This window comes from Streptomyces sp. NPDC107500 (assembly GCF_055582785.1).
Genome location: NZ_JBVJPF010000001.1, coordinates 112,255 through 134,372 on the forward strand (window position 1 = coordinate 112,255; position 22,118 = coordinate 134,372).

Here is a 22,118-nt window from a genome sequence, read left to right on the forward strand (position 1 = left end):
CCGAGCGGCAGCGCCCCCGCGTTAGATTGACCCCGTGCTCTCACGTCTCTCCCGCCCCCAGTTCCTCCTCGCCTGCGGTGTCCCCGTCGTGGGGCTGCTCGCTGCCGTGCTCTTCGCGCCCCTGCCGTTCTCCGTGGCGCAGCCCGGGCTGACGGCGGACGTGCTGGGGAAGAACCAGGGGGCCGAGGTGATCACGATCAAGGGGGCGCCGACGCGCGAGACGAGCGGGCAGTTGCGGATGACGACCATCGAGGCGACCGGGCCGGACGCGAGCGTGCGCCTCGGGGACGTGCTCGGGAGCTGGTTCGACACCGACCGGGCCGTGATGCCGCGCGACGCCGTCTACCCGAGCGGCGACGACGTGGGCGAGATCGAGCAGTACAACCAGGAGCAGATGAAGGAGTCGCAGGACGCGGCGACCACCGCCGCCCTGGACTACCTGCGCCTCGGCGACGAGGACATCGACGTCGACCTGCGGCTGGAGGACGTCGGCGGGCCCAGCGCCGGGCTGCTCTTCTCCCTCGGCATCGTCGACAAGCTCGGTACCGGTGATCTCACCGGTGGCCGGGTCGTCGCCGGTACCGGCACCATCACCACCGGCGGCAAGGTCGGCGCGGTGGGCGGCGTGCCGCTGAAGACGCAGGCCGCGCGGCGGGACGGGGCGACCGTCTTCCTCGTGCCGAAGGCCGAGTGCTCCGACGCGCAGGCCGAGCTGCCGAAGGGGCTGCGGCTGATCCCGGTCACCACCCTCAAGGGCGCCGTCGACTCCCTCACGGCCCTGGAGAGCGGCAAGGGCAGCGTGCCCGCCTGCTGAGCACCAGGCTCCGGGCGACCTAGCCCTCCACCACGAAGCCCTTCTCCTTCATCCAGTCCAGCGCCACCTGGTGCGGATCCTCGCCGTCCACGTCGACCTTCGCGTTGAGCGTCTGCGCGACGTCGTTGGTCAGCGCCTTCGTGACCGGGTCGAGGACCGAGGCGATCGCGGGCCACGCCTTCAGGGTGGCGGTCCGGACCATGGGGGCCGCGTTGTAGTTCGGGAAGAACTTGCGGTCGTCCTCCATCACCACCAGGTTCATCGACTTGATCCGGCCGTCGGTGGTGAAGACCTCGCCGAAGGTGCACGCGCCCTTCGCCGTCTGGGTGTAGATGATGCCGGTGTCCATCTGCGTGACGTTCCCGGCCGGCAGGGACATCCCGTACGCCTTCTCCAGCCCCGGCAGCCCGTCCGCGCGGTTGGCGAACTCGCCCTCCACGCACAGCGTCACCGCGCCCGGGTCCGACTTCGACAGCTGGGCTACCTCCGAGAGCGTCTTCGTTCCGTACTTCTTGTAGTTCGCCTGGTTCATCGCCAGCGCGTACGTGTTGTTCATCGGCGCCGGCGGCAGCCAGGTCAGGCCCTTCTTCGCGTCCGCGTCCTTCACCGCCTGCCACTGCTGCCGGGGGTCGGGGATCGGCTTGCTGTTGCCCAGGTACGTGATCCAGGCGGTGCCCGTGTACTCGTACGTGGCGTCCGCGTCGCCGTTCTCCACGGCCGCCCGGGTGCCGACGGAGCCCTGGATGCCCGTGCGGTCGAGCACCTCCGCACCGGCCGCCTCGAAGGCGATGCCCATGATCGCGCCGAGCACCAGCTGCTCGGTGAACTCCTTGGACGTGACCGTGAGATCGGCGTCCGCCAGCGGCCGGCCCCGCCCGATGGAGCCGGGGCCCACGTCGTCGACCATGGGAGAGCCGCTGGTCAGCCCGCACCCGGCGGAGGCCACCAGGACGGCGGCGGCCAGCATCAGACACGTACGCCTGCTCACGGCGCCGGCTCGGGGCCGTCTCATGTCCCCACCTCCAGGCCGCGCGGCCGCAGCAGCAGTTCCGCCAGCGAGGCCAGCCAGTCCACCAGCAGCGCGAGCGCCACCGTGAGGATCGAGCCGAGCACCAGCACCGGCATCCGCTGGCTGGTGATCCCGGTGGTGATCAGCACGCCCAGGCCGCCGCCCCCGCCGAAGGTCGCCAGCGTCGCCGTACCGACGTTCAGGACGAGCGCCGTGCGCACGCCGGCCAGGATGAGGGGGACGGCCAGGGGGAGTTCCACCCGGGTGAGTACGCCCAGCGGGGACATGCCGATGCCGCGGGCCGCCTCCAGGAGCGTCGGGTCGTTCGCCTTCAGGCCGGCGATGGTGTTGGAGAGCACGGGCAGCACGGCGTAGATGATGATGCCGATCAGGGCGGCCCGGCGGCCGATGCCCAGCCAGATCACCAGCAGCGCGAGCAGGCCGATCGCGGGGGTCGCCTGGCCCATGTTGGCGAACGCCATCGCGACCGGCGTGGCCTTCCGGAACATGCGCCGGGTCAGCAGGATGCCCAGCGGGATCGCGATGATCAGCACGAAGAAGGTGGAGATCACCGTGAGTTGGACGTGCTGCCACAGCGCTTTGGTGACCTGCCCGTTCGACAGCGCGTTCCGGCTGAGCGCGTCCAGGTCCGCCTGCCGGAACCACAGCCACGTCGCCAGCAGTACGGCGATCAGCACCACCGGCAGCAGGGTCAGCTTCCGCCAGCCGACCCGGAGCGGGGCCGCCGAGGGGGACGCCCGCCGGGGCTCCGGCCCGGCCTCGTGCTCCGGCTCGTCCCCGGCGTCGTCCCGGAAGGCCACGCCGCCGGGCTCGTGCTCGCCCCCGGGGAGCCGGCCGCCCGGGGAGCGGGAGGAACCGCTCATGCCCGGCCCCCGATCCCTCCGAAGCCCTCCTGCTCGGCATGGGTCTGCTCGCTCCGGGTCTCCTCCAGGTCGTGCCGGTGCTCCAGCGCGTCCAGCCGGTCGGCCTCCAGCAGCTCGTGCACGGAGTTCATCAGCGTCTCCATGTCGACGACGCCCGTGTACTCCCCGCGCCGCCCGGTCACCGCGACCCGCCCCGCGTTGTCGGTGAGCACCGCCTCCAGCGCGTCCCGCAGCGTCGCGTCCCGGGTCACCGTGTCGTTGACCAGCGTCCCGGCCCGCGCCAGCGAACCCCTGGCCCGCATCAGGTCCCCGCGCCGCAGCCACTTGTAGGGCCGGCCGTGCCGGTCGAGGAGCAGGATCTCGTTGGTGCCCGCGTCCCGGAGCCGGTCGAAGATGTGCTGGAGCGGGTCCTCCACGGTCACCGTCGGGTAGTCGGTGATCGCCACGTCCCGCACCCGGCTCAGGTTCAGCCGCTTCAGCGCCGCGCCCGCCCCCACGAAGCCGGAGACGAAGTCGTCCGCCGGGTTGGTGAGAATCGCCTCCGGGGTGTCGAACTGCGCGATGTGCGAGCGTTCGCGCAGCACGGCGATCCGGTCGCCCAGCTTGATCGCCTCGTCGAAGTCGTGGGTGACGAAGACGATCGTCTTGTGCAGCTCGTGCTGGAGCCGGATCAGCTCGTCCTGGAGGTGGTCCCGGGTGATCGGGTCGACCGCGCCGAACGGCTCGTCCATCAGCAGCACCGGCGGATCCGCCGCCAGCGCCCTCGCCACGCCCACCCGCTGCTGCTGGCCGCCGGACAGCTGGCGCGGATAGCGGTTGTGGAACTCCCCGGGGTCGAGACCGACCAGGTCCAGCATCTCCTCCACCCGCGACCTGATCCGCGCCTTCGACCAGCCGATCATCCGCGGCACCAGGGCGATGTTCTGGGCGACGGTCATGTGCGGGAAGAGACCGGAGGCCTGGATCGCGTAACCGACCTTGCGGCGCAGCTTGACCGGGTCGATGTCGGTGACGTCCTCGCCGTTGATGCGGATGCGTCCGCCGCTGGGCTCGATCAGCCGGTTGATCATCTTCAGGGTGGTGGACTTCCCGCAGCCCGACGGGCCGACGAAGATGACCATCTCGCCGGCCTTGATCTCCATCGACACGTTCTCGACGGCCGGCTGCGGGTTGCCGGGATAGAGCTTGGTGAGGGACTCCAGCTCGATGGTGGCTCCGGTGGTGGCCCGGGTGGCGGCGCGGTCCCCCTCGGGCGCGGCGGTGGGCTCGGTCGTCTCAGGCACGGATCCCCCTGGGAATGGTCAGGCGTCCGAGCAGGACGTACGCGGCGTCGAACAGGAGGGCCAGGATGATGATCCCGAGCGTGCCCGCGAGCACCTGGTTCAGCGCGTTCTTGCTGCCCAGCGAGGCGATGCCGCGGAAGATCTCGTTGCCGAGGCCGGGCCCCGAGGCGTAGGCGGCGATCGCGGCGATGCCCATCAGCATCTGGGTCGAGACCCGGATGCCGGTGAGGATCGGCGGCCAGGCCAGCGGCAGCTCCACCCGCAGCAGCCGGGCCGGGCGCGACATCCCGATGCCCGTGGCCGCGTCCACCAGCGCCGGGTCGACCCCGCGCAGGCCGACGATCGAGTTCCGCACGATCGGCAGCAGCCCGTACAGGGTCAGGGCCGTCACCGTCGGCGGCACGCCCAGACCCACGATCGGGATGAGCAGACCGATCATGGCCAGCGACGGGATGGTGAGGATGGTCGACGTGGAGAGCGTCGCCAGGTTTCCCGCCCACTCGCTGCGGTAGGTGACCACGCCGATCAGCACCCCGAGCAGCGTCGCCACCACCATGCACTGGAAGACGGCGCTGGCGTGCTGGTAGGCGTCGGCGAGCAGCTGCTGGTGGCGGCTGCCCAGGAAGTCCCAGAAGTTCACGTCCGCTCACCTCCGGGATCGGGTCGGTCTCAGTCGCCTCTGCCGGTGTCCTCGGCCGCCTGCTCCACCAGCGGGATGATCCGCAGCGGGACGGGGTTCTCCATGACGATCGCCGTGGAGGCCCGGACGATGCCATCAAAACCGACGACCAGGTCGATCACACGCTGGAGATCGGCGTTCGAGCGGGCCACGAGACGGCACAGCATGTCCCCGGTACCGGTGGTGGTGTGCAGCTCCAGCACCTCCGGCACGGTCGCCAAGTGCGCCCGTACATCGGCCCCTTGACCCTGCCGGATCTGGAGCGTCGCGAACGCGGTGACCGGGTAGCCGAGGGCCGCCGGGTCCACCTCGGGACCGAAGCCGCGGATGACTCCGTTCGACTGAAGCCGGTCGAGGCGGGCCTGCGCGGTGCCCCGCGCCACCCCGAGCCGACGGGACATCTCCAGCACCCCGATCCGCGGCTCCCGGGCCAGCAGCCCGATGATCCGCCCGTCCAGCCGATCGATCCCCGCACCCGCCATGACCGCACCCTCCCGGCCGGTCACCCCGGCTAGTCATCCTGTACAGATCGCCCGCACCGACCGTCGTTTCACTAGTCAGGTTGCCCACTAAAAACGCGAACTATTGCGCACCTTGCAGGCAGGGGAGAACCTGCGGCTATGACGCAGACCACACACCACACTCCCGACACCGCCCGGCAGGCCGATCCCTTCCCGGTCAAGGGAATGGACGCGGTCGTCTTCGCCGTGGGCAACGCCAAGCAGGCCGCGCACTACTACTCCACCGCCTTCGGCATGAAGCTGGTTGCCTACTCCGGACCGGAGAACGGCAGCCGGGAGACCGCGAGCTACGTCCTGGAGAGCGGCTCCGCCCGCTTCGTGTTCACCTCGGTGATCAAGCCGTCCACCGAGTGGGGCACCTTCCTCTCCCAGCACGTGGCCGAGCACGGCGACGGCGTCGTCGACCTCGCCATCGAGGTGCCGGACGCGCGCGCCGCGCACGCGTACGCCGTCGAGCACGGCGCCCGCTCGCTCGCCGAGCCCCACGAGGTCAAGGACGAGCACGGCACCGTCGTCCTCGCCGCGATCGCCACCTACGGCGAGACCCGCCACACGCTCGTCGAGCGCACCGGCTACGACGGCCCCTACCTGCCCGGCTACGCCGCCGCCGACCCCATGGTCGAGCCGCCCGCCCGGCGCACCTTCCAGGCCGTCGACCACTGCGTCGGCAACGTCGAACTCGGCCGGATGAACGAGTGGGTCGGCTTCTACAACAAGGTCATGGGCTTCACGAACATGAAGGAGTTCGTGGGCGACGACATCGCCACCGAGTACAGCGCGCTGATGTCGAAGGTCGTGGCCGACGGCACCCTCAAGGTCAAGTTCCCGATCAACGAGCCCGCGATCGCCAAGAAGAAGTCCCAGATCGACGAGTACCTGGAGTTCTACGGCGGCGCCGGCGTCCAGCACATCGCGCTGAACACCAACGACATCGTGCAGACCGTCCGCTCCATGCGCGCGGCCGGCGTCCAGTTCCTGGACACCCCCGACTCGTACTACGACACGCTCGGCGAGTGGGCCGGCGAGACCCGGGTGCCGGTCGAGACCCTGCGCGAGCTGAAGATCCTCGTCGACCGGGACGAGGACGGCTACCTGCTCCAGATCTTCACCAAGCCGGTCCAGGACCGCCCGACCGTCTTCTTCGAGATGATCGAGCGGCACGGCTCCATGGGCTTCGGCAAGGGCAACTTCAAGGCCCTGTTCGAGGCGATCGAGCGCGAGCAGGAGAAGCGCGGCAACCTCTGACGGCCGTCGTCACCGGGCCCGTCAGCCGGGCGGGCCCTCCTCCGAGGGCTCGCCCAGCTCCTTCAGCGCCCGCTGCGCCTCCGGCACCCCCAGCGGCGAGAAGTGCGGGTTGATCATCAGCGCCTCCCGCAGATGCCGCCGCGCGGGCCCGTACCGCTCCAGCTCCTTCTCGATCACACCCTGGTGGAACACGTACAGCGCGCTGCGCACCCCGCCGCCCTTCTCGCCGTCCGTCGCGAGCGTCGCGAACTCCAGCGCCTCCTCGTGCTCACCGCTCCGGTGCAGCGCCCAGCCCAGCGCGTCGGCGACCGCGGTCCCCGGCTGCCGCCCCCACTCCGCCCGCAGCCGCGCCACCGCGGCCGCCGGGTCCCCGTGGTCCGCCTCGAACCGCCCCAGCACCAGCTCCTCGTCGGCCCCGGCCGCCTCGGCGCCGCGCACCCGCGCGCGCAGCAGGTCGTACTGCACCCGCGCGGCCTGCTCCAGCCCCAGCGACTCGTACAGCTCGCCCAGCTCCAGGGCGTACTCGGGGCTCGGCCGCTTCGCCAGCGCCGCCTGGTACGCGGTCAGCGCGTCGGTCGTGCGTCCCAGCGCCGCCATCGCCCGGCCCTGCCCGGCCTGCGCGGCCCGCTGGTCGGGGTCGGTGCGCAGCGACTCCTGGAAGAACCGCAGCGCCCCCTGAAGGTCCCCGCGCTCGAACGCCAGCCGCCCGGCCTGCTCCAGATACGCGGCCCGCTCGGCCGGCGCCTGGGCCGCGGCCGCCGCGTCGGAGATCTGCGCCGCCGCGTCCTCCCGCCAGCCCCGGTCCCGGTACACGGCCGCGGCCCGCGCCTTCACGGCCGGTGTGCCCGCGCGCAGCTCCAGCAGCCGGTCCAGGGCGCGGCCGACGCCCTTGTGGTCGCCGAGCCCGGTGTACGCGTCGATCAGCACCGCGTGCGCCGTCCACCGCTTCGGCGCCGCCTCGGCCGCGCGCTCGCCCCACTTCCTCGCCGCGGGGAAGTCCCGGCGCGCGACCGCCAGCGCCGCCAGCCCTTCGAGGGCCTGCGGGTTGCGCTCCGCCCCCACCTTCAGCGAGGTGTTCAGCGCCTTCTCGGCCTTCGCCCAGTTCGCGTAGGACTCCGTCCGGCGGCCCTGCTCGACGTAGGCCGTCCCCAGCACCGCCCACGACACCCCGTCCAGCGGATGCGCCCGCAGGTGCGACTCCCGGTCCCCGATCAGCACCGCCAGGTCCGGGAGCGCGGCCGGCACCCCGGTGGTCACCGCCCCCCGGGCCACGGCCGCGGGCCCCGGCGCGGGCGGGGGAGCGTCGTCCCCCTCCCGGGGCAGCAGCACCAGGACCCCGCCGAGTACGACGGCTCCGGCGACTGAGGCGATCAGCACCCGGCGCGTGCGGCGGGAACGCCACCCGTGTTCGATCTCCATGGCGCCCACTGTGCGCCCATATGACGAGCACACCGTGCTTGCGCCGGGCGGCGTCCACGGGGTTCACACCGATGGCCCCGAGTGCGAACCTGTGATCATGAGCCGTATCGAAGCGCCTCAAGACGCAGCCGACGCAGCCGACGGAGCCCCGGCTGCCACCGGCGCCCTCGTCGAGCGGCTCCTCGCCGGGCTGCCCGTCGAGGCCGTTCTCACCGATCCCGACGTCACGGCCTCCTACGCCAACGACATGGCGAGCTTCTGCCCGTCCGGCGTCCCCGCGGTGGTCGTCCTGCCGCGTACCGTCGAGGACGTCCAGCACGTCATGCGCACCGCCACCGAGCTGCGCGTCCCGGTCGTCCCGCAGGGCGCCCGCACCGGGCTGTCCGGCGCGGCCAACGCCACCGACGGCTGCGTGGTGCTCTCCCTGACCAGGATGGACCGCATCCTGGAGATCAACCCCGTCGACCGCGTCGCCGTCGTCGAGCCGGGCGTCGTCAACGCCACGCTCTCCCGCGCGGTGAACGAACACGGCCTGTACTACCCGCCGGACCCCTCCAGCTGGGAGATGTGCACCATCGGCGGCAACATCGGCACCGCCTCCGGCGGCCTGTGCTGCGTCAAGTACGGGGTGACCGCCGAGTACGTCCTCGGCCTGGACGTCGTCCTCGCCGACGGCCGCCTGATGTCGACCGGCCGCCGCACCGCCAAGGGCGTCGCCGGATACGACCTCACCCGCCTGTTCGTCGGCTCCGAGGGCTCCCTCGGCATCGTCGTACGGGCCGTGCTCGCGCTGCGGCCCAAGCCGCCCGAGCAGCTGGTGCTGGCCGCCGAGTTCGCCTCCGCGTCCGCCGCCTGCGACGCGGTCTGCCGGATCATGGAGGCCGGCCACGTGCCGTCCCTCCTCGAACTGATGGACCGTACGACCGTCAAGGCGGTCAACGACCTCGCCCACATGGGGCTGCCGGAGACCACTGAAGCCCTGCTGCTGGCCGCCTTCGACACCAACGACCCCGCCGCCGACCTCGGCGCCGTCGGCGCGCTGTGCGAGGCCGCCGGTGCCACCCAGGTGGTGCCCGCCGACGACGCCGCCGAGTCCGAACTCCTCCTCCAGGCGCGGCGCCTGTCCCTCACGGCGCTGGAGGCGGTCAAGGGCACCACGATGATCGACGACGTGTGCGTGCCGCGCTCCCGGCTCGGCGACATGCTGGAGGGCATCGAGCGCGTCGCCGCGAAGTACGACCTCACCATCGGGGTCTGCGCCCACGCGGGCGACGGCAACACCCACCCCACCGTCTGCTTCGACGCGCGGGACCCCGACGAGTCGCGGCGGGCCCGCGAGTCCTTCGACGAGATCATGGCCCTCGGCCTGGAACTGGGCGGCACCATCACCGGCGAGCACGGCGTGGGCGTCCTGAAGAAGGAGTGGCTGGCTCGCGAGATCGGCCCGGTGGGACTGGAGATGCAGCGGGCCGTCAAGCAGGTCTTCGACCCGCTGGGCATCCTCAACCCCGGCAAGCTCTTCTGACCCGCGGCGGGGCTCACCGGGCGAGCAGTTCGGCCAGCCCGTCGTCGATGCCGAGCTGTCCGCCCTCGGTGCCCGGCGGCACGGCGCGCAGCGTCCGCTCCAGCCAGGCGGACACCTGGGCGGTGGGCGCCTCCAGGAGGGCGTCCCCGTCGGGGCTGCTCAGCGCCATCAGTACGACGCTGCGGCCCTCCGCCTTCGACGGCCACACCCGCACGTCCCCGTGCCCGGACGGCCGGAAGACCCCCTCCACCAGGAGTTCGCGCGCGAACGTCCAGTGCACCGGGTGACCGGAGTCGATGTGGAAGGTGATGTGCACGGCGTAGGGGTCGTCGGTGCGGTAGCCGAGCAGGGCCGGCACGGCGATACCGCGTTCGGGGGACAGGATGAGCCGCAGCTCCATTTCGCGTTCCACGACGGTGGGGTGCATGGCGGGTTGTTCCTCTCTCGTACGGATCCGCACGGGCCGCCCGGAGCGGGCCCGCACGAGTGAGAGCGGCCGGAGCCGCGAGCGTTACGCGGGTTCGCGCAACTTTTTCCCACCACCTCTGTCCCAGGTGTGAAGGTCCATGCACGAGGTTGCCCGGAAAGGGGTGGGTCCGGCGGGACCGGCGGTGCGGATTGCGCCCGTCTGATAGATGTTTGGTGCCCCTCTTTCAACCCCCGAGCAGATACGGGACGACGGACATGAGCGCCCCAACCCCGGCCCCCGGCGACGACAGGCCCCGCGAAGGGTATTACCCGGACCCGTCCATTCCTGGATACGTCCGGTACTGGAACGGCGCCTCCTGGGTGTCGGGCACCAGCCGGCCCGCCCCCAAGGACGGCGAGTCGCTCGTGCCGCCGCCCGGCGCGCCGGCCTCGGCCTCCGTCGAGGAGACCGGCCCGCACTTCTTCGACGAGGACCCGGTCGCCGAACAGCCGCCCGCGGCGTCGCAGCACGGCAGCCGTCCCGAACCCGCGACGGCCTGGGGCGCCGAACGCGCCCAGCGCTCCGGCCACCCGGACGCCCCGGGCCGGCCCGTCGCCTGGCCGGGTCCGGCGCAGGGGACCGACCCGAGGATTCCGCACGCCCGGCAGGAGGGACCGGCCGCTGAGGCCGCCCCCGCCGACGCGCGTTCGGGCGCGGGCGCGGGTGCCGGTGCCGGTGCCGCCCGGGCGGACGTCCCGGCGGAGCCCGCGTCCGGCGAGGCGGAGGACCGGGGCGGCAACACCTTCGTCTTCCGCCGCCCCACGGCGGGCCCGCAGGACGCCCCGGCCGCGACCCCGGCCCCCGCTCCCGCCCCCGCGTCTCCCGCCGACGACGAGGGCACCATGACCTTCCGCGCCGTCAAGCCCCGCGCGGGCGCGCAGCCCGGGGGTGCCGCCGCCGCCGACGGACCCGGATTCGGCGCCGGGAAGGCGGCCGCCGCCCGGGCGGCAGCCCCGCAGGCGCCGTCCCCGCAGGCGCCCGCGAGCCCGGCCGGTCCGGCCGTTCCCCACCAGGCGCCCGCGCCGCAGCCCGCCGCGCCGGTCGCGGCCGGCCCCGGCGGCGGTCAGTCCTCGTGGGCGCAGCAGGTGCACCGGCTGGCCGGGGCGGGCGGCGAGGAGCAGCCCGTCGTGCCGTGGAAGCCGCCGGTCGAGGACGTGTTCCAGGCCGCCGCCCGGCGCCAGGCGGCGGCCCGGCCCGCCGGTCTCGGCAAGCGGCTGGCCGCCCGGCTGATCGACACCGTCGTCCTCGCGGGCGTCACCGCCGTGGCCGCCGTACCGCTCGGCACCAAGGCGATCGACCACGTCAACGACAAGATCGACCAGGCGAAGCTCTCCGGTGAGACGGTCACGGTCTGGCTCCTCGACGGCACGACGTCGCTGTACCTGGGGATCGTGCTGGCCGTGCTGCTCGCCTTCGGTGTCGTCTACGAGGCGCTGCCCACGGCCAAGTGGGGCCGCACCCTGGGCAAGCGGCTGCTCGGTCTGGAGGTACGGGACATCGAGGCCCACGAGGCGCCGTCCTTCGGCGCCGCGCTGCGCCGCTGGCTGGTCTTCAGCGTGCCCGGCCTTCTGGTCGTCGGTGTGGTGGGCGTCGCCTGGTGCCTGTTCGACCGGCCGTGGCACCAGTGCTGGCACGACAAGGCCGCCGGCACGTTTGTCGCGGGCTGACTGGGCGGGGGGCGGAGTCGGGGGCGGGGGCTTCTGTCTCGCGGCCGGGTGCGGGTGCGCGGGGAACTGCGCGAGCGACCACCGACCACCCGCGGCCGCCAACGGAACCGCACCCCCACCCCGGACGGCGCAACCCCCGTCCCCCGGACGGCCGCTCGCCGGATGCGCCGTAATAGAGCCCGAGGTCCACTCGGGCCATGAGCAGCGAACCGCCCCCCGGATCCGGCGGGCAGCCGCCGGAAGACGACCCGTTCAGGAAACCGCCTCCGTCCCCCGGACCGGGCCCGGAGCCCGGGTCCGGCGAGGGCGGCCCCTACGGCACCCCGCCGCCGGGTGGCGCCCCGCCCCCCGGCGGTGGCGGCCCGTACGGTGCTCCGCCCCCTGGCGGTGGCGGTCCCTACGGTGCTCCGCCCCCCGGCGGGGGAGGCCCGTACGGTGCTCCGCCCCCCGGCGGTGGCGGCCCCTACGGCCCCCCACCCCCCGGTGGCGGTGGCCCCTACGGCGGTGACCCCTATGGTGGTGCCGGCGCCCCCGGCGACCCCCTCGCCGGTATGCCCCCGCTCGCCGACAGCGGTCGCCGCACCCTCGCGCGGATCATCGACATGATCCTCGTGGGCATCGTGGTCTGGCTGCTCAGCTGGGCCTTCAACGTCCAGGAGTACACGGTGGACGGCGAGGACATCGAGGTCGGCAACTCGCTCTGGCAGTCCGTGATCGCCGCCGTGCTCTACATCGCCTACGACACCTACCTGATCAGCAGGACGGGCCAGACGCTGGGCAAGAAGTGGCTCGGGATGCGGGTGGCCAACCTGGACAACGGAGCGACGCCCTCGGTGCAGACGTCGCTGATCCGTGCCCTGGTGCTGTGGATCCCGTTCGCGTTCTGCTGTGCCTGCGTCTGGACGATCATCGCGGGCGGCTGGAGCTTCTTCGACCGGCCCTACAAACAGGGCCTGCACGACAAGGCCGCCAAGACGGTGGTGGTCAGCACCCGCTGACGGTCCCGCCGGCGGCCCGGCCGTCGGTTCCTACGCGGCGCGTCCCCGCGACTCGCCCGCCCCCGCGGAGATCCGGGCCGCCGGCACCGGCGTCCGGTCCGCGGCGGGCCCGCGGGCGGCGACGGGGGACATGGTGCGTGTCCTGGGCTGGGGGACCGTCACGGCGACCAGCAGCCCGAGGGCGAGCGCGGCGACGGCGATGACGGCGACTGAGGGACCCGAACTCGTCTGTGACAGCAGCAGCATGGCGAGTGTCGAGAAGATCACGGTGCACGAACCGTAGGCGAACTGTGCGGCAGTCGGACGGGGCATGGCCATCGTGTCCTCGGAAGGCAATCTTGGGGGTGAGACGGGCTGTCGGCCTGGCTGTCCGCCGGCTTCCGGGCGTTCGGCCAAGCGACTCTAACCCGCTGTGTGCCCGAGTGGAACCAGCAGTAAGCATGACCTAACCGACATGGCCGATGCACGGGGGGCGCACGGATTCATGGCGTCCGGGAAGTGGACGGTGCCGCGCGCCCGCCGGAGGGGCCGGCGGCCCTGGTCGGGTGTCCGCAAAGCGAACGAGGTCTCCGCATAGTGCACTTGTTCTGCTCAAGTCAAGGTCTGTCTTTTCTGGTGAACCTCTAGTCAAATGTCGTCACTTGACTACACGCGTTGAGCACGTGTGCGCGGACTTTGCTCTGTCCTTGTCCCCCCATCCGCGCGCGTGGACGCGGGGGAGGAACTCAAGTGACCAGCAGATCCTGGATGTTCAGAACGGCGGCGACCACCGTCGCATTCGCCGCGGCGACCGCCACGCTGTCCGCGGCCGGCGTGGCCCAGGCGGACTCGCCGGCCCGGCCCTCGGCCGTGGACCGCCAAGACCCGAACCCGGCCAAGGGCACGGACTCCCACGACCTCAAGGGTCCGCTGAGCGACACACAGGCCGCTCAGCGTGAGGAGGCCCTGAACCAGGTCATATCCGGCAAGGCCTCGGTGAAGAAGAAGGACGGCTCCAACGTCGTCCAGCTCAAGAGCAAGAAGGGCGACAGCAAGTACGTCGAGCTGGGCCGGGAGAAGACCGACAAGATCTTCACCATCCTGGTCGAGTTCGGCGACAAGGTCGACAGCCGCTACGGCGGCGAGGCCGGCCCGCTGCACAACAAGATAGCCAAGCCGAACCGCAAGACGGACAACTCCACGGCCTGGAAGGAGGACTACGACCAGCAGCACTTCCAGGACCTGTACTTCGGTTCCGGCAAGGGCGTCGACTCGGTCAAGACGTACTACGAGAAGCAGTCCTCCGGCCGCTACTCGGTCGAGGGCGAGGTCTCCGACTGGGTCAAGGTCCCCTACAACGAGGCGCGCTACGGCAACAACGCCTGCGGCGACACCAACTGCCCGAGCGTGTGGAACGTCGTCAGCGACGGCCTGAACGCCTGGGTCGAGCAGCAGAAGGCGGCCGGCCGCACCGACGCCCAGATCAAGGCGGACGCCGCCCGCTTCGACGAGTGGGACCGCTACGACTTCGACGGCGACGGCGACTTCAACGAGCCCGACGGCTACATCGACCACTTCCAGGTCGTGCACGCGGGCGAGGACGAGTCCGCGGGCGGCGGCGCCCAGGGCACCGACGCGATCTGGGCGCACCGCTGGTACGCCTTCGGCACCGACGCCGGCGCCACCGGCCCCGAGCAGAACAAGCTCGGCGGCTCGCAGATCGGCTCCACCGGCGTCTGGGTCGGCGACTACACGATCCAGCCGGAGAACGGCGGACTCGGCGTCTACGCCCACGAGTACGGCCACGACCTCGGTCTGCCGGACCACTACGACACGGCCGGCGGCGACAACTCCACCGGCTTCTGGACGCTGATGTCGTCCGGTTCGTGGCTGGGCACCGGTCGCAACGAGATCGGCGACCTGCCCGGCGACATGAACGCCTGGGACAAGCTCCAGCTGGGCTGGCTGAACTACGACACCGCCAAGGCGGGCGTCAGCTCCTGGCACAAGCTGGGCCTGGCCGAGTACAACACCAAGCACAAGCAGGGCCTGGTCGTCGAGCTGCCGAAGAAGGCGGTCACCACCGAGATCGTCACCCCCGCCGAGGGCAAGACCCAGTGGTGGAGCGGCAGCGGTGACAACCTCAAGAACACGCTGACCCGCAGCGTCGACCTCACCGGCAAGACGTCCGCCGCCCTCACCCTGGACGGCTGGTACGACATCGAGGCCAACTACGACTACCTCTACACCGAGGTGTCCACCGACGGCGGCGCCAACTGGACCGCCATCGACGGCACGTTCGACGGCCAGCCGATCCCGCGCGACGCCGCCGACAAGCCGGCCCTGCACGGCACGGCCGACGCCTACGGCAAGCTGGCCTACCCGCTGGACGCCTACGCCGGCAAGAAGATCGACCTCCGCTTCCGCTACCAGACCGACGGCGGCGTGGCCCAGAAGGGCTTCACGGCCGACGCGATCACGGTGACGGCCGACGGTCAGGCGCTCTTCACCGACAACGCCGAGACCGCGGACGCCGCTTGGACCGCCAACGGCTTCTCCCGCGTCGGCGCGTCCTTCACCAAGGACTACGCGCAGTACTACATCGCCGAGAACCGTCAGTACGTGTCGTACGACAAGACGCTGAAGACCGGCCCGTACAACTTCGGCTTCTCGGAGCGCCCGGACTGGGTGGAGCACTACCCGTACCAGAACGGCCTGCTGATCTGGAAGTGGGACACCTCCCAGGCGGACAACAACACCAGCCAGCACCCGGGCTCCGGCCTGGTCCTGCCGATCGACTCGCACCCGACCGCGCTGAAGTGGAAGGACGGCACCCTGATGCGCAACCGCATCCAGGCGTACGACTCGCCGTTCAGCCTCTACAAGACGGACGGCATGACGCTGCACAAGGCGGACGTCGCGAAGTACGTCCCGGGCTCGAAGGGCGTCTCGGTCTTCAACGACCGCACGAACACCTACTACGACCCGGCGAACCCGACCGGCGGTGTCAAGATCACTGACACCAACACGAAGATCAAGATCCTCAAGGAGGCCAAGGACGGCTCGACGATCGAGCTGGAAGTGGGCTCCGCCGGCAGGTAAACAGCATTAGTGCAGGTCAGACGGTGTTCGGCGGTGACCCCCTGGCGGGTCACCGCCGATCCGTGTTTAGGTGCGTCCTGTGGTTCTCTTATTGACACCGGGCCCGACGCCCGGACCGACGCCGGCTGACACGGGGGTATGACCGCATGGCCGCAGGAGGCTTCTGCAAGCTGCCGAACGGCACGGTGGTGGTGGCACTGAACCTGCCCAGCCCCGCCTGCCCGGAGGGCAGCCTGCGCTTTCTCGTCCACGCCCGCAACCGGGCGCGCGCCCTGACCAGGCTGCGCAACCTGGGGCTGCGCGCGGTCTACCTGCGGGGCAACGCGGCCCCGCCGACCCCGGACGAGATCACCGCGGTCCTGCACCACCCGGACGGACTGATATGGCGCACGGCGCCGGTCGCCGGGGTGGCGGGCGGCCCGGACCTGGTCCAGGAGCTGTGGCACCCGATCCGCGCCCTGCTCAGACGGCCGACCGCCCAGACGTAGCGGGCTACTGGACGACCGGCTTCCCGGACAGCTCCACGCCCGCCTCCAGCAGCTCCTCCAGAGCCCGCTCGGTGGTCGCCTGGGCCACCCCGGCGGTCAGGTCGAGCAGCACCTGGGTGCGGAAGCCCTCGCGGGCCGCGTCCAGGGCGGTGGCCCGCACGCAGTGGTCGGTGGCGATGCCCACCACGTCGACCTCGTCGATCTCCCGGGCCCGCAGCCACTCGGCGAGCGGCGTGCCGTTCTCGTCGGCGCCCTCGAAGCCGCTGTAGGCCGCCGAGTACGCGCCCTTGTCGAAGACGGCGTCTATGGCGCCGGAGGCGACGGCCGGCGCGAAGTTCGGATGGAAGCCGACCCCCTCGGTGCCGGCGACGCAGTGCGCCGGCCAGGAGTGGACGTAGTCGGGGTTGTCGGCGAAGTGGCCGCCCGGCGCGATGTGGTGGTCGCGGGTGGCCACGACGTGGCGGTAGCCGGCGGGCGCCTGCCCGATCAGCTCGGTGATGGCGGCGGCCACGTCGGCACCGCCGGACACCGCGAGGCTGCCCCCCTCGCAGAAGTCGTTCTGCACGTCTACGACGATCAAGGCGCGGCGCATGGTCGGTGTCCTTCGACTGGGTCGATTGGTCGATGGTGAGGTCGGTGGGAACGGGCGGTGCGGGGCCTGGCGGTCCGTACCAGCTTTAGTTACCCGAGCCCTCGTGCGCGTACTCCGTCGGAATGACTGGTTCCCCTCGGGAGAGCTGCGTCGCGGACAGCGGCAGCCCGGCGCGCGCGGCCGCGTGCCGGTCCCGGGCGGCGTCCAGCGGCTCGCGGGCGACCACCTCACCGCCCCTGACCAGCTCGACCAGGAGCTGCCGGTCGGCGAGGTCCGCGGGCACCGGTCCGGTGCCGATCACCTCGGCCTCCGCGTGGCCGTCGGCGTCCAGGCGCCGGGCGGCCCACTTGCGTCCGCCGATCGACGTCTTGCCGCCGCTGGACTTCTTGGCCACCGGCACCAGCGGCGCGCCCTCGCCGGCGCCGCCGGACTCGCGGGCGACCAGCTTGTAGACCATCGAGGCCGTCGGGTGCCCGGACCCGGTCACCAGCTGGGTGCCGACCCCGTACGCGTCCACGGGCGCCGCGGCCAGCGAGGCGATGGCGTACTCGTCCAGGTCCGAGGTCACGACGATCTTCGTCCGGGTGGCGCCCAGCTCGTCCAGCTGCTGGCGCACCCGGTGCGCGACCAGCAGCAGGTCGCCGGAGTCGATGCGCACGGCGCCCAGCTCGGGCCCGGCGACCTCCACCGCCGTACGGACGGCCTCGGCGACGTCGTAGGTGTCCACCAGGAGCGTGGTGTCCCGGCCGAGGGCGTCGACCTGGGCCCGGAAGGCGTCGCGCTCCTTGTCGTGCAGCAGGGTGAAGGCGTGCGCCGAGGTGCCGACGGTGGGGATGTTGTAGCGGAAGCCGGCGGCCAGGTCGGAGGTGGTGGCGAAGCCGCCGACGTAGGCGGAGCGGGCGGCGGCGACCGCGGCCAGCTCGTGGGTGCGCCGGGCGCCCATCTCGATCAGCGGGCGGTCCCCGGCGGCCGAGGACATCCGGGAGGCGGCGGCGGCGATCGCCGAGTCGTGGTTCAGGATGGAGAGGATCACCGTCTCCAGCAGCACACACTCGCCGAAGGTCCCCTCGACCCGCATGATCGGCGAGCCGGGGAAGTACACCTCGCCCTCGGGGTAGCCCCAGATGTCGCCGCTGAAGCGGTACCCGGCGAGCCAGTCCAGGGTCTGCTCGTCGACGATGTCCTTCTCGCGCAGGAAGCGCAGCACGTCCGCGTCGAAGCGGAAGTTCTCCACCGCGTCCAGCACTCGCCCGGTGCCCGCCACGACGCCGTATCGGCGCCCGTCGGGCAGCCGGCGGGTGAAGACCTCGAACACGCTCCGCCGCCCGGCGGTGCCCGCCTTCAGGGCGGCCCGCAGCATGGTCAGCTCGTACTGGTCGGTGAAGAGCGCCGTGGACGGAACGTCGACCGGCAGCCCAAGGTCCGCTGTGTTCATACGACGGATCGTACCCCCATTTCGTCACTCTGACGATTTCGATGCGGGCCCGGTTCGCGTGGCGCCCGCCACAGGCCCGTTTGTGCGGGTGCCCCCCTGTGGTGGCAGCATGGGCCCTGTGACGGCAGCCGCACCCATGGAGATCGAGAAGACCGAATCGGCGGAGGAGGTCTTCGCCGTACCCGAGCCCGACGTGCCCTGGGTGACGATCGTGCACAACGACCCCGTCAACCTCATGAGCTACGTGACGTACGTCTTCCAGTCGTACTTCGGCTACTCCAAGGACAAGGCCACCAAGCTGATGATGGATGTCCACCACAAGGGCCGGGCGGTCGTCTCCGCCGGCTCGCGCGAGGAGATGGAGCGGGACGTCCAGGCCATGCACGGCTACGGCCTGTGGGCCACCCTCCAGCAGGACCGGAAATGACCCTCGCCCACCCGCAGGACGGAAGTAGCTGAATCGCCGCCATGTCAGGACAGTTCGAACCGCTCCCCGGCGGCGGCGCGGCCGTCGCCCTCGACGACGTCGAGATCTCGATCATCCGCTCGCTGGCCGTGCAGCTCCTGGAGCTGATCGGCCCCGGCCCCGCCGAGGACGCCTCCGACGACCCGCTCGCCGAGCTGTTCGCCGAGGGTCCGAGCGAGCCGCCGTCCGACCCCGTGCTGCGCCGCCTGTTCCCGGACGCCTACGGCGACCCCGAGGGCACCCCGCAGGCCCGGGAGGCCGAGGAGCAGCGGGCGTCCTCCGCCGAGTTCCGCCGGTACACCGAGAACGACCTGCGGGCCGGCAAGCGGGAGACCGCGCTCGCCGTGATCCGCGCGCTGGACGCCGTGAGTTCCCGGTCGGCCGGCAAGGACGCGGCGGTGCTGAAGCTGTCGCCTGAGGAGTCCCGGCAGTGGCTGGGCGCCCTGAACGACCTCCGCCTCGCGATCGGCTCCCGGCTGGAGATCGCCGACGAGGACGACACCGACCTGCTCTACCGGCTCCCGGACGAGGATCCGCGCAAGCCGATGGTGATGGCGTACCTGTGGCTCGGCGGGCTCCAGGAGTCGCTCGTCGCCACCCTCATGCCCTGACCGCGGAGTTATGCCCGGAAGGTGGCGGTTCGGTCACCCTTCGTGTCCGCTCAGCGGAGCCTCAAATCCGGATAACGATCCCGTCAAAGCCGTGCCCTTCTTTGCACCCCCCGAGTGCGTTTTGTCCGCTTCTACCTGTGTGACACGTCACAGAGCGCCCCTGTGATCAGCGCCGCCGTCGTGGTAAATCTTCACGACCGCCCGGCGAACACCACCCGAATGTTCGGCCGGGTGCGCCACCGAGCCGGCGACCGCCGGCCAGGCACCGAGCGGGATGTGAGGCCCGCTCAGCTCCATCATCCGGGGGGATCGCGACCCGATCCGAGACCGACCAAAGGTCCGGATCGGCATGGAGAAAGGCGCATCACACATGACCTCTGCGCAGGTCGACACGGAGAAGGCACCGGAAGAGGGCTACGAGCGCGGACTCAACAGCCGCCAGGTCCAGATGATCGCGATCGGCGGCGCGATCGGCGTCGGTCTCTTCCTGGGCGCCGGGGCGAACATCGCCAAGGCCGGCCCCAGCATCATCCTCATGTACGCCCTCGCGGGCGTGATCATCTTCTTCATCATGCGGGCGCTCGGCGAGCTCCTGCTCTACCGTCCCGTCTCCGGCTCCTTCGCCGAGTACTCGCGCGAGTTCCTCGGCCCCTTCTTCGGTTACTTCACCGGCTGGACGTACTGGCTGATGTGGGTGGTCACCGGCATGGCGGAACTCACCGCCGCCGCCATCTACATCCACTACTGGTTCCCCGAGATCCCGCAATGGGTCTCCGCCCTGGTCTTCCTGGTCCTGCTCTTCGGGGCCAACCTCATCTCGGTGAAACTCTTCGGCGAGATCGAGTTCTGGTTCTCGATGGTCAAGGTCACCGCCATCATCGGCATGATCGTGATCGGCCTCGGCGTGCTCACCCTCGGCTTCAGCCAGGCCGGCGACACCGCCGCCGTCTCCAACCTGTGGGCCTTCGACGGCTTCTTCCCCAAGGGCATCGGCTCGTCCCTGATGACCCTTCAGGGCGTCATGTTCGCCTACCTCGCCGTCGAGCTGGTCGGCGTCACCGCCGGCGAGTCCGAGAACCCGGAGAAGACCCTCCCCAAGGCGATCAACACCCTGCCCTGGCGCATCGCGCTCTTCTACGTCGGCGCCCTCACCGTCATCCTGGCGGTGGTCAAGTGGACCGAGTTCGCCGAGGGCGTCAGCCCCTTCGTGGAGGCGTTCACGGTCATCGGCATCCCGGCCGGCGCCGGCATCGTCAACTTCGTCGTGCTGACCGCCGCCCTGTCCTCCTGCAACTCCGGCATGTACTCCACGGGCCGCATGCTGCGCACCCTGGCGGACAACGGCGAGGCCCCCAAGGTCTTCAGCAGGCTGTCGTCGACCAAGACCCCGGCGTTCGGCATCGCGGTCTCCGTCGTCTTCATGGGCATCGGCGTGGTGCTGAACTACGTCGTCCCGGAGAAGGCCTTCGGCTACGTCACCTCCATCGCCACCGCGGCCGGCATCTGGACCTGGCTGATGATCCTCATCAGCCACGTCCTGTACCGCCGCAAGGTCGTCGCGGGCCGCCTGCCCGCGTCCTCCTTCCCGGCCCCGGGCGGCTCCGTCTGCTCCTACATCGCCATCGCCTTCCTCCTCTTCGTCACCTGCCTCATCGCCTACGACGCCGACGCCCGCGTCTGTCTGTACGTGATGGCCGGCTGGGCCGCCGCCCTCGGCATCGGCTGGGCCGTGCTCAAGAGCCGCAACCCGCAGATCGCCGAGCGGCACGGCGAGTCGGAGCTGGAGAAGATCGGCTGACCTGCGCGTTCGCGCGCCTCGCGGACATCCGGCCGCACGGGGTGCTCGTGGCACCCGGCACGGCCACCGCTCAGGATGTCCGGCATACGGGCCGGTCCGTACCACCCCTCGGTACGGACCGGCCCTTCTGCTTATCCTGGCCGCATGCTGACCATCACCCAGGCCCTGTACGACCAGATCGTCGCCCACGCGCGCGAGGACCACCCCGACGAGGCGTGCGGCGTGGTGGCCGGCCCCGAGGGCGAGGGCCGCCCCGAGCGGTTCATCCCGATGCTGAACGCGGCCCGCTCACCCACCTTCTACGAGTTCGACTCGCAGGACCTGCTCAAGCTCTACCGCGAGATGGACGACCGCGACGAGGAGCCGGCGGTCATCTACCACTCGCACACCGCCACCGAGGCCTACCCCTCCCGCACCGACATCAGCTACGCCAACGAGCCCGGCGCGCACTACGTCCTGGTCTCCACGGCGGACGCCGACGGCGCCGGCGACTTCCAGTTCCGTTCGTTCCGGATCGTGGCGGGAGAGGTCACGGAGGAGGAGGTCAAGGTGGTGGAGACCTACTGATATCGCATGGCGGACGAAAATCGTCCACGATGCGATATCACACTCCGGAAGCCGGACCGGGAATCGATACGATGAGCCCATGGTTCTTCTCGACGTGAGCGACAAGGCGCCGGGCACGCTGCTCGTGGCGCGGCTGCACGTCGACCTGTGCAGGCTGAACAGCGCCATCTGTTGATCCTCCGCCGCCGCCGTACGGCCCTGAGGCCGTGCGCCGCGGCGTGCCGACGTGTGCCGCCGCCGTGCCCCCCGAACCCACCACGAACTTCCGACAGGAGCCCTCAGTCATGGCCATCGAGGTCCGCATCCCGACCATCCTCCGCCAGTACACCGACGGTCAGAAGGCGGTGGAGGGCAACGGGGACACCCTCGCCAAGCTCTTCGCCGACCTCGAGACCCGGCACACGGGCATCCAGGCCCGCATCGTGGACGGAGAGCAGCTGCGCCGCTTCGTCAACGTCTACCTGAACGACGAGGACGTCCGCTTCCTGGACGGCATCGACACCAAGCTCAGCGACGGCGACAGCATCACGATCCTGCCGGCCGTCGCCGGCGGTATGGCCTGATCGG

The 22,118-nt window shown here is 71.2% G+C and carries 23 protein-coding genes; 13 read left to right on the plus strand and 10 right to left on the minus strand.

What is annotated here, in order from left to right; genetic code table 11:
- The first annotated feature begins 34 nt into the window (after positions 1-34).
- On the plus strand, positions 35-814 hold the full coding sequence (locus ACZ67M_RS00435; protein ID WP_469848987.1) for a S16 family serine protease: 780 nt from the start codon (positions 35-37) through the stop codon (positions 812-814).
- A gap of 19 nt (positions 815-833) precedes the next feature.
- Here ACZ67M_RS00435 and ACZ67M_RS00440 read toward each other — a convergent pair whose 3' ends face one another.
- Genes ACZ67M_RS00440 through ACZ67M_RS00460 form a run of 5 tightly spaced genes read right to left on the minus strand, consistent with a single transcriptional unit; the run spans position 834 to position 5,151 of the window.
- Positions 834-1,826 carry a glycine betaine ABC transporter substrate-binding protein gene (locus ACZ67M_RS00440; protein ID WP_361353858.1) on the minus strand — a complete coding sequence of 331 codons (993 nt, stop codon included), beginning with the start codon at positions 1,824-1,826 and terminating at the stop codon, positions 834-836.
- Positions 1,823-2,707 carry an ABC transporter permease gene (locus tag ACZ67M_RS00445; protein ID WP_469848989.1) on the minus strand — a complete coding sequence of 295 codons (885 nt, stop codon included), beginning with the start codon at positions 2,705-2,707 and terminating at the stop codon, positions 1,823-1,825. The genes ACZ67M_RS00440 and ACZ67M_RS00445 overlap by 4 nt, the downstream gene beginning before the upstream one ends.
- The gene (locus ACZ67M_RS00450; RefSeq protein ID WP_392008010.1) at positions 2,704-3,990 is read right to left on the minus strand and encodes a betaine/proline/choline family ABC transporter ATP-binding protein; all 1,287 of its coding nucleotides are present in this window, start codon (positions 3,988-3,990) and stop codon (positions 2,704-2,706) included. Before ACZ67M_RS00450 ends, ACZ67M_RS00445 begins: the two co-directional genes overlap by 4 nt.
- A complete protein-coding gene (locus ACZ67M_RS00455) occupies positions 3,983-4,630 on the minus strand; it encodes an ABC transporter permease (protein WP_122619839.1) in 648 nt (215 codons plus the stop codon). The genes ACZ67M_RS00450 and ACZ67M_RS00455 overlap by 8 nt, the downstream gene beginning before the upstream one ends.
- A gap of 29 nt (positions 4,631-4,659) precedes the next feature.
- A complete protein-coding gene (locus tag ACZ67M_RS00460) occupies positions 4,660-5,151 on the minus strand; it encodes an Lrp/AsnC family transcriptional regulator (RefSeq protein WP_122620524.1) in 492 nt (163 codons plus the stop codon).
- A gap of 138 nt (positions 5,152-5,289) precedes the next feature.
- Between ACZ67M_RS00460 and hppD the strand changes: the two genes are divergently transcribed.
- Positions 5,290-6,435, plus strand: a complete 1,146-nt coding sequence (gene hppD, locus ACZ67M_RS00465; RefSeq protein WP_161330850.1) for a 4-hydroxyphenylpyruvate dioxygenase — start codon at positions 5,290-5,292, stop codon at positions 6,433-6,435.
- A 21-nt stretch (positions 6,436-6,456) separates the two neighbouring features.
- Here the strand turns inward: hppD and ACZ67M_RS00470 are convergent, their stop codons facing one another.
- Positions 6,457-7,854, minus strand: a complete 1,398-nt coding sequence (locus ACZ67M_RS00470; protein WP_469848990.1) for a tetratricopeptide repeat protein — start codon at positions 7,852-7,854, stop codon at positions 6,457-6,459.
- 91 nt (positions 7,855-7,945) lie between these two features.
- On the opposite strand from ACZ67M_RS00470, the gene ACZ67M_RS00475 reads away from it, so the two are divergent.
- The gene (locus ACZ67M_RS00475) at positions 7,946-9,379 is read left to right on the plus strand and encodes an FAD-binding oxidoreductase (protein WP_450735260.1); all 1,434 of its coding nucleotides are present in this window, start codon (positions 7,946-7,948) and stop codon (positions 9,377-9,379) included.
- A gap of 13 nt (positions 9,380-9,392) precedes the next feature.
- Here the strand turns inward: ACZ67M_RS00475 and ACZ67M_RS00480 are convergent, their stop codons facing one another.
- Positions 9,393-9,806, minus strand: a complete 414-nt coding sequence (locus ACZ67M_RS00480; RefSeq protein ID WP_361353872.1) for an SsgA family sporulation/cell division regulator — start codon at positions 9,804-9,806, stop codon at positions 9,393-9,395.
- A 257-nt stretch (positions 9,807-10,063) separates the two neighbouring features.
- On the opposite strand from ACZ67M_RS00480, the gene ACZ67M_RS00485 reads away from it, so the two are divergent.
- Entirely contained in the window at positions 10,064-11,515 is a 1,452-nt protein-coding gene (locus ACZ67M_RS00485; protein ID WP_469848992.1) for an RDD family protein, read from the plus strand.
- 197 nt (positions 11,516-11,712) lie between these two features.
- Positions 11,713-12,513, plus strand: coding sequence for an RDD family protein (locus tag ACZ67M_RS00490; RefSeq protein WP_392008025.1), 801 nt, complete (start codon positions 11,713-11,715; stop codon positions 12,511-12,513).
- A 30-nt stretch (positions 12,514-12,543) separates the two neighbouring features.
- Here the strand turns inward: ACZ67M_RS00490 and ACZ67M_RS00495 are convergent, their stop codons facing one another.
- Positions 12,544-12,825, minus strand: coding sequence for a hypothetical protein (locus ACZ67M_RS00495; protein WP_392008027.1), 282 nt, complete (start codon positions 12,823-12,825; stop codon positions 12,544-12,546).
- Positions 12,826-13,242: 417 nt separating this feature from the next.
- On the opposite strand from ACZ67M_RS00495, the gene ACZ67M_RS00500 reads away from it, so the two are divergent.
- Entirely contained in the window at positions 13,243-15,594 is a 2,352-nt protein-coding gene (locus ACZ67M_RS00500; protein WP_361353883.1) for an immune inhibitor A domain-containing protein, read from the plus strand.
- 146 nt (positions 15,595-15,740) lie between these two features.
- On the plus strand, positions 15,741-16,082 hold the full coding sequence (locus tag ACZ67M_RS00505) for a hypothetical protein (protein ID WP_361353886.1): 342 nt from the start codon (positions 15,741-15,743) through the stop codon (positions 16,080-16,082).
- Between the two features lie 4 nt (positions 16,083-16,086).
- Here ACZ67M_RS00505 and ACZ67M_RS00510 read toward each other — a convergent pair whose 3' ends face one another.
- Positions 16,087-16,674, minus strand: coding sequence for a nicotinamidase (locus tag ACZ67M_RS00510; protein ID WP_125493660.1), 588 nt, complete (start codon positions 16,672-16,674; stop codon positions 16,087-16,089).
- A gap of 85 nt (positions 16,675-16,759) precedes the next feature.
- Complete coding sequence (locus ACZ67M_RS00515; RefSeq protein ID WP_361353889.1) at positions 16,760-18,109, minus strand: nicotinate phosphoribosyltransferase; 1,350 nt, start codon at positions 18,107-18,109, stop codon at positions 16,760-16,762.
- 109 nt (positions 18,110-18,218) lie between these two features.
- Between ACZ67M_RS00515 and clpS the strand changes: the two genes are divergently transcribed.
- From clpS to ACZ67M_RS00545, 6 genes are all read left to right on the plus strand, one after another.
- The gene (gene clpS, locus ACZ67M_RS00520) at positions 18,219-18,536 is read left to right on the plus strand and encodes an ATP-dependent Clp protease adapter ClpS (RefSeq protein ID WP_122619849.1); all 318 of its coding nucleotides are present in this window, start codon (positions 18,219-18,221) and stop codon (positions 18,534-18,536) included.
- 41 nt (positions 18,537-18,577) lie between these two features.
- On the plus strand, positions 18,578-19,186 hold the full coding sequence (locus ACZ67M_RS00525) for a DUF2017 domain-containing protein (RefSeq protein WP_361353892.1): 609 nt from the start codon (positions 18,578-18,580) through the stop codon (positions 19,184-19,186).
- A 370-nt stretch (positions 19,187-19,556) separates the two neighbouring features.
- Positions 19,557-20,984 carry an amino acid permease gene (locus tag ACZ67M_RS00530; protein WP_361353895.1) on the plus strand — a complete coding sequence of 476 codons (1,428 nt, stop codon included), beginning with the start codon at positions 19,557-19,559 and terminating at the stop codon, positions 20,982-20,984.
- A 144-nt stretch (positions 20,985-21,128) separates the two neighbouring features.
- Positions 21,129-21,551, plus strand: coding sequence for a M67 family metallopeptidase (locus ACZ67M_RS00535; protein WP_361353898.1), 423 nt, complete (start codon positions 21,129-21,131; stop codon positions 21,549-21,551).
- Between the two features lie 79 nt (positions 21,552-21,630).
- Positions 21,631-21,726 (plus strand): putative leader peptide, encoded by a 96-nt coding sequence (locus ACZ67M_RS00540; protein ID WP_019065921.1) that lies wholly within the window; start codon positions 21,631-21,633, stop codon positions 21,724-21,726.
- Positions 21,727-21,835: 109 nt separating this feature from the next.
- Positions 21,836-22,114 (plus strand): MoaD/ThiS family protein, encoded by a 279-nt coding sequence (locus tag ACZ67M_RS00545; RefSeq protein WP_122619852.1) that lies wholly within the window; start codon positions 21,836-21,838, stop codon positions 22,112-22,114.
- Positions 22,115-22,118: the final 4 nt, after the last annotated feature.

What these genes read in the sequence shown, in the direction of transcription:
- ACZ67M_RS00485 (WP_469848992.1), top strand. Translation starts at nt 10,064, where the DNA reads ATGAGCGCCCCAACCCCGGCCCCCGGCGACGACAGGCCCCGCGAAGGG.
- ACZ67M_RS00505 (WP_361353886.1), top strand. Translation starts at nt 15,741, where the DNA reads ATGGCCGCAGGAGGCTTCTGCAAGCTGCCGAACGGCACGGTGGTGGTG.
- ACZ67M_RS00530 (WP_361353895.1), top strand. Translation starts at nt 19,557, where the DNA reads ATGACCTCTGCGCAGGTCGACACGGAGAAGGCACCGGAAGAGGGCTAC.
- clpS (WP_122619849.1), top strand. Translation starts at nt 18,219, where the DNA reads ATGGGCCCTGTGACGGCAGCCGCACCCATGGAGATCGAGAAGACCGAA.
- ACZ67M_RS00495 (WP_392008027.1), bottom strand. Translation starts at nt 12,825, where the DNA reads ATGCCCCGTCCGACTGCCGCACAGTTCGCCTACGGTTCGTGCACCGTG.
- ACZ67M_RS00460 (WP_122620524.1), bottom strand. Translation starts at nt 5,151, where the DNA reads ATGGCGGGTGCGGGGATCGATCGGCTGGACGGGCGGATCATCGGGCTG.
- hppD (WP_161330850.1), top strand. Translation starts at nt 5,290, where the DNA reads ATGACGCAGACCACACACCACACTCCCGACACCGCCCGGCAGGCCGAT.
- ACZ67M_RS00545 (WP_122619852.1), top strand. Translation starts at nt 21,836, where the DNA reads ATGGCCATCGAGGTCCGCATCCCGACCATCCTCCGCCAGTACACCGAC.
- ACZ67M_RS00525 (WP_361353892.1), top strand. Translation starts at nt 18,578, where the DNA reads ATGTCAGGACAGTTCGAACCGCTCCCCGGCGGCGGCGCGGCCGTCGCC.
- ACZ67M_RS00490 (WP_392008025.1), top strand. Translation starts at nt 11,713, where the DNA reads ATGAGCAGCGAACCGCCCCCCGGATCCGGCGGGCAGCCGCCGGAAGAC.
- ACZ67M_RS00440 (WP_361353858.1), bottom strand. Translation starts at nt 1,826, where the DNA reads ATGAGACGGCCCCGAGCCGGCGCCGTGAGCAGGCGTACGTGTCTGATG.
- ACZ67M_RS00470 (WP_469848990.1), bottom strand. Translation starts at nt 7,854, where the DNA reads ATGGAGATCGAACACGGGTGGCGTTCCCGCCGCACGCGCCGGGTGCTG.
- ACZ67M_RS00535 (WP_361353898.1), top strand. Translation starts at nt 21,129, where the DNA reads ATGCTGACCATCACCCAGGCCCTGTACGACCAGATCGTCGCCCACGCG.
- ACZ67M_RS00480 (WP_361353872.1), bottom strand. Translation starts at nt 9,806, where the DNA reads ATGCACCCCACCGTCGTGGAACGCGAAATGGAGCTGCGGCTCATCCTG.
- ACZ67M_RS00540 (WP_019065921.1), top strand. Translation starts at nt 21,631, where the DNA reads ATGGTTCTTCTCGACGTGAGCGACAAGGCGCCGGGCACGCTGCTCGTG.
- ACZ67M_RS00515 (WP_361353889.1), bottom strand. Translation starts at nt 18,109, where the DNA reads ATGAACACAGCGGACCTTGGGCTGCCGGTCGACGTTCCGTCCACGGCG.
- ACZ67M_RS00510 (WP_125493660.1), bottom strand. Translation starts at nt 16,674, where the DNA reads ATGCGCCGCGCCTTGATCGTCGTAGACGTGCAGAACGACTTCTGCGAG.
- ACZ67M_RS00445 (WP_469848989.1), bottom strand. Translation starts at nt 2,707, where the DNA reads ATGAGCGGTTCCTCCCGCTCCCCGGGCGGCCGGCTCCCCGGGGGCGAG.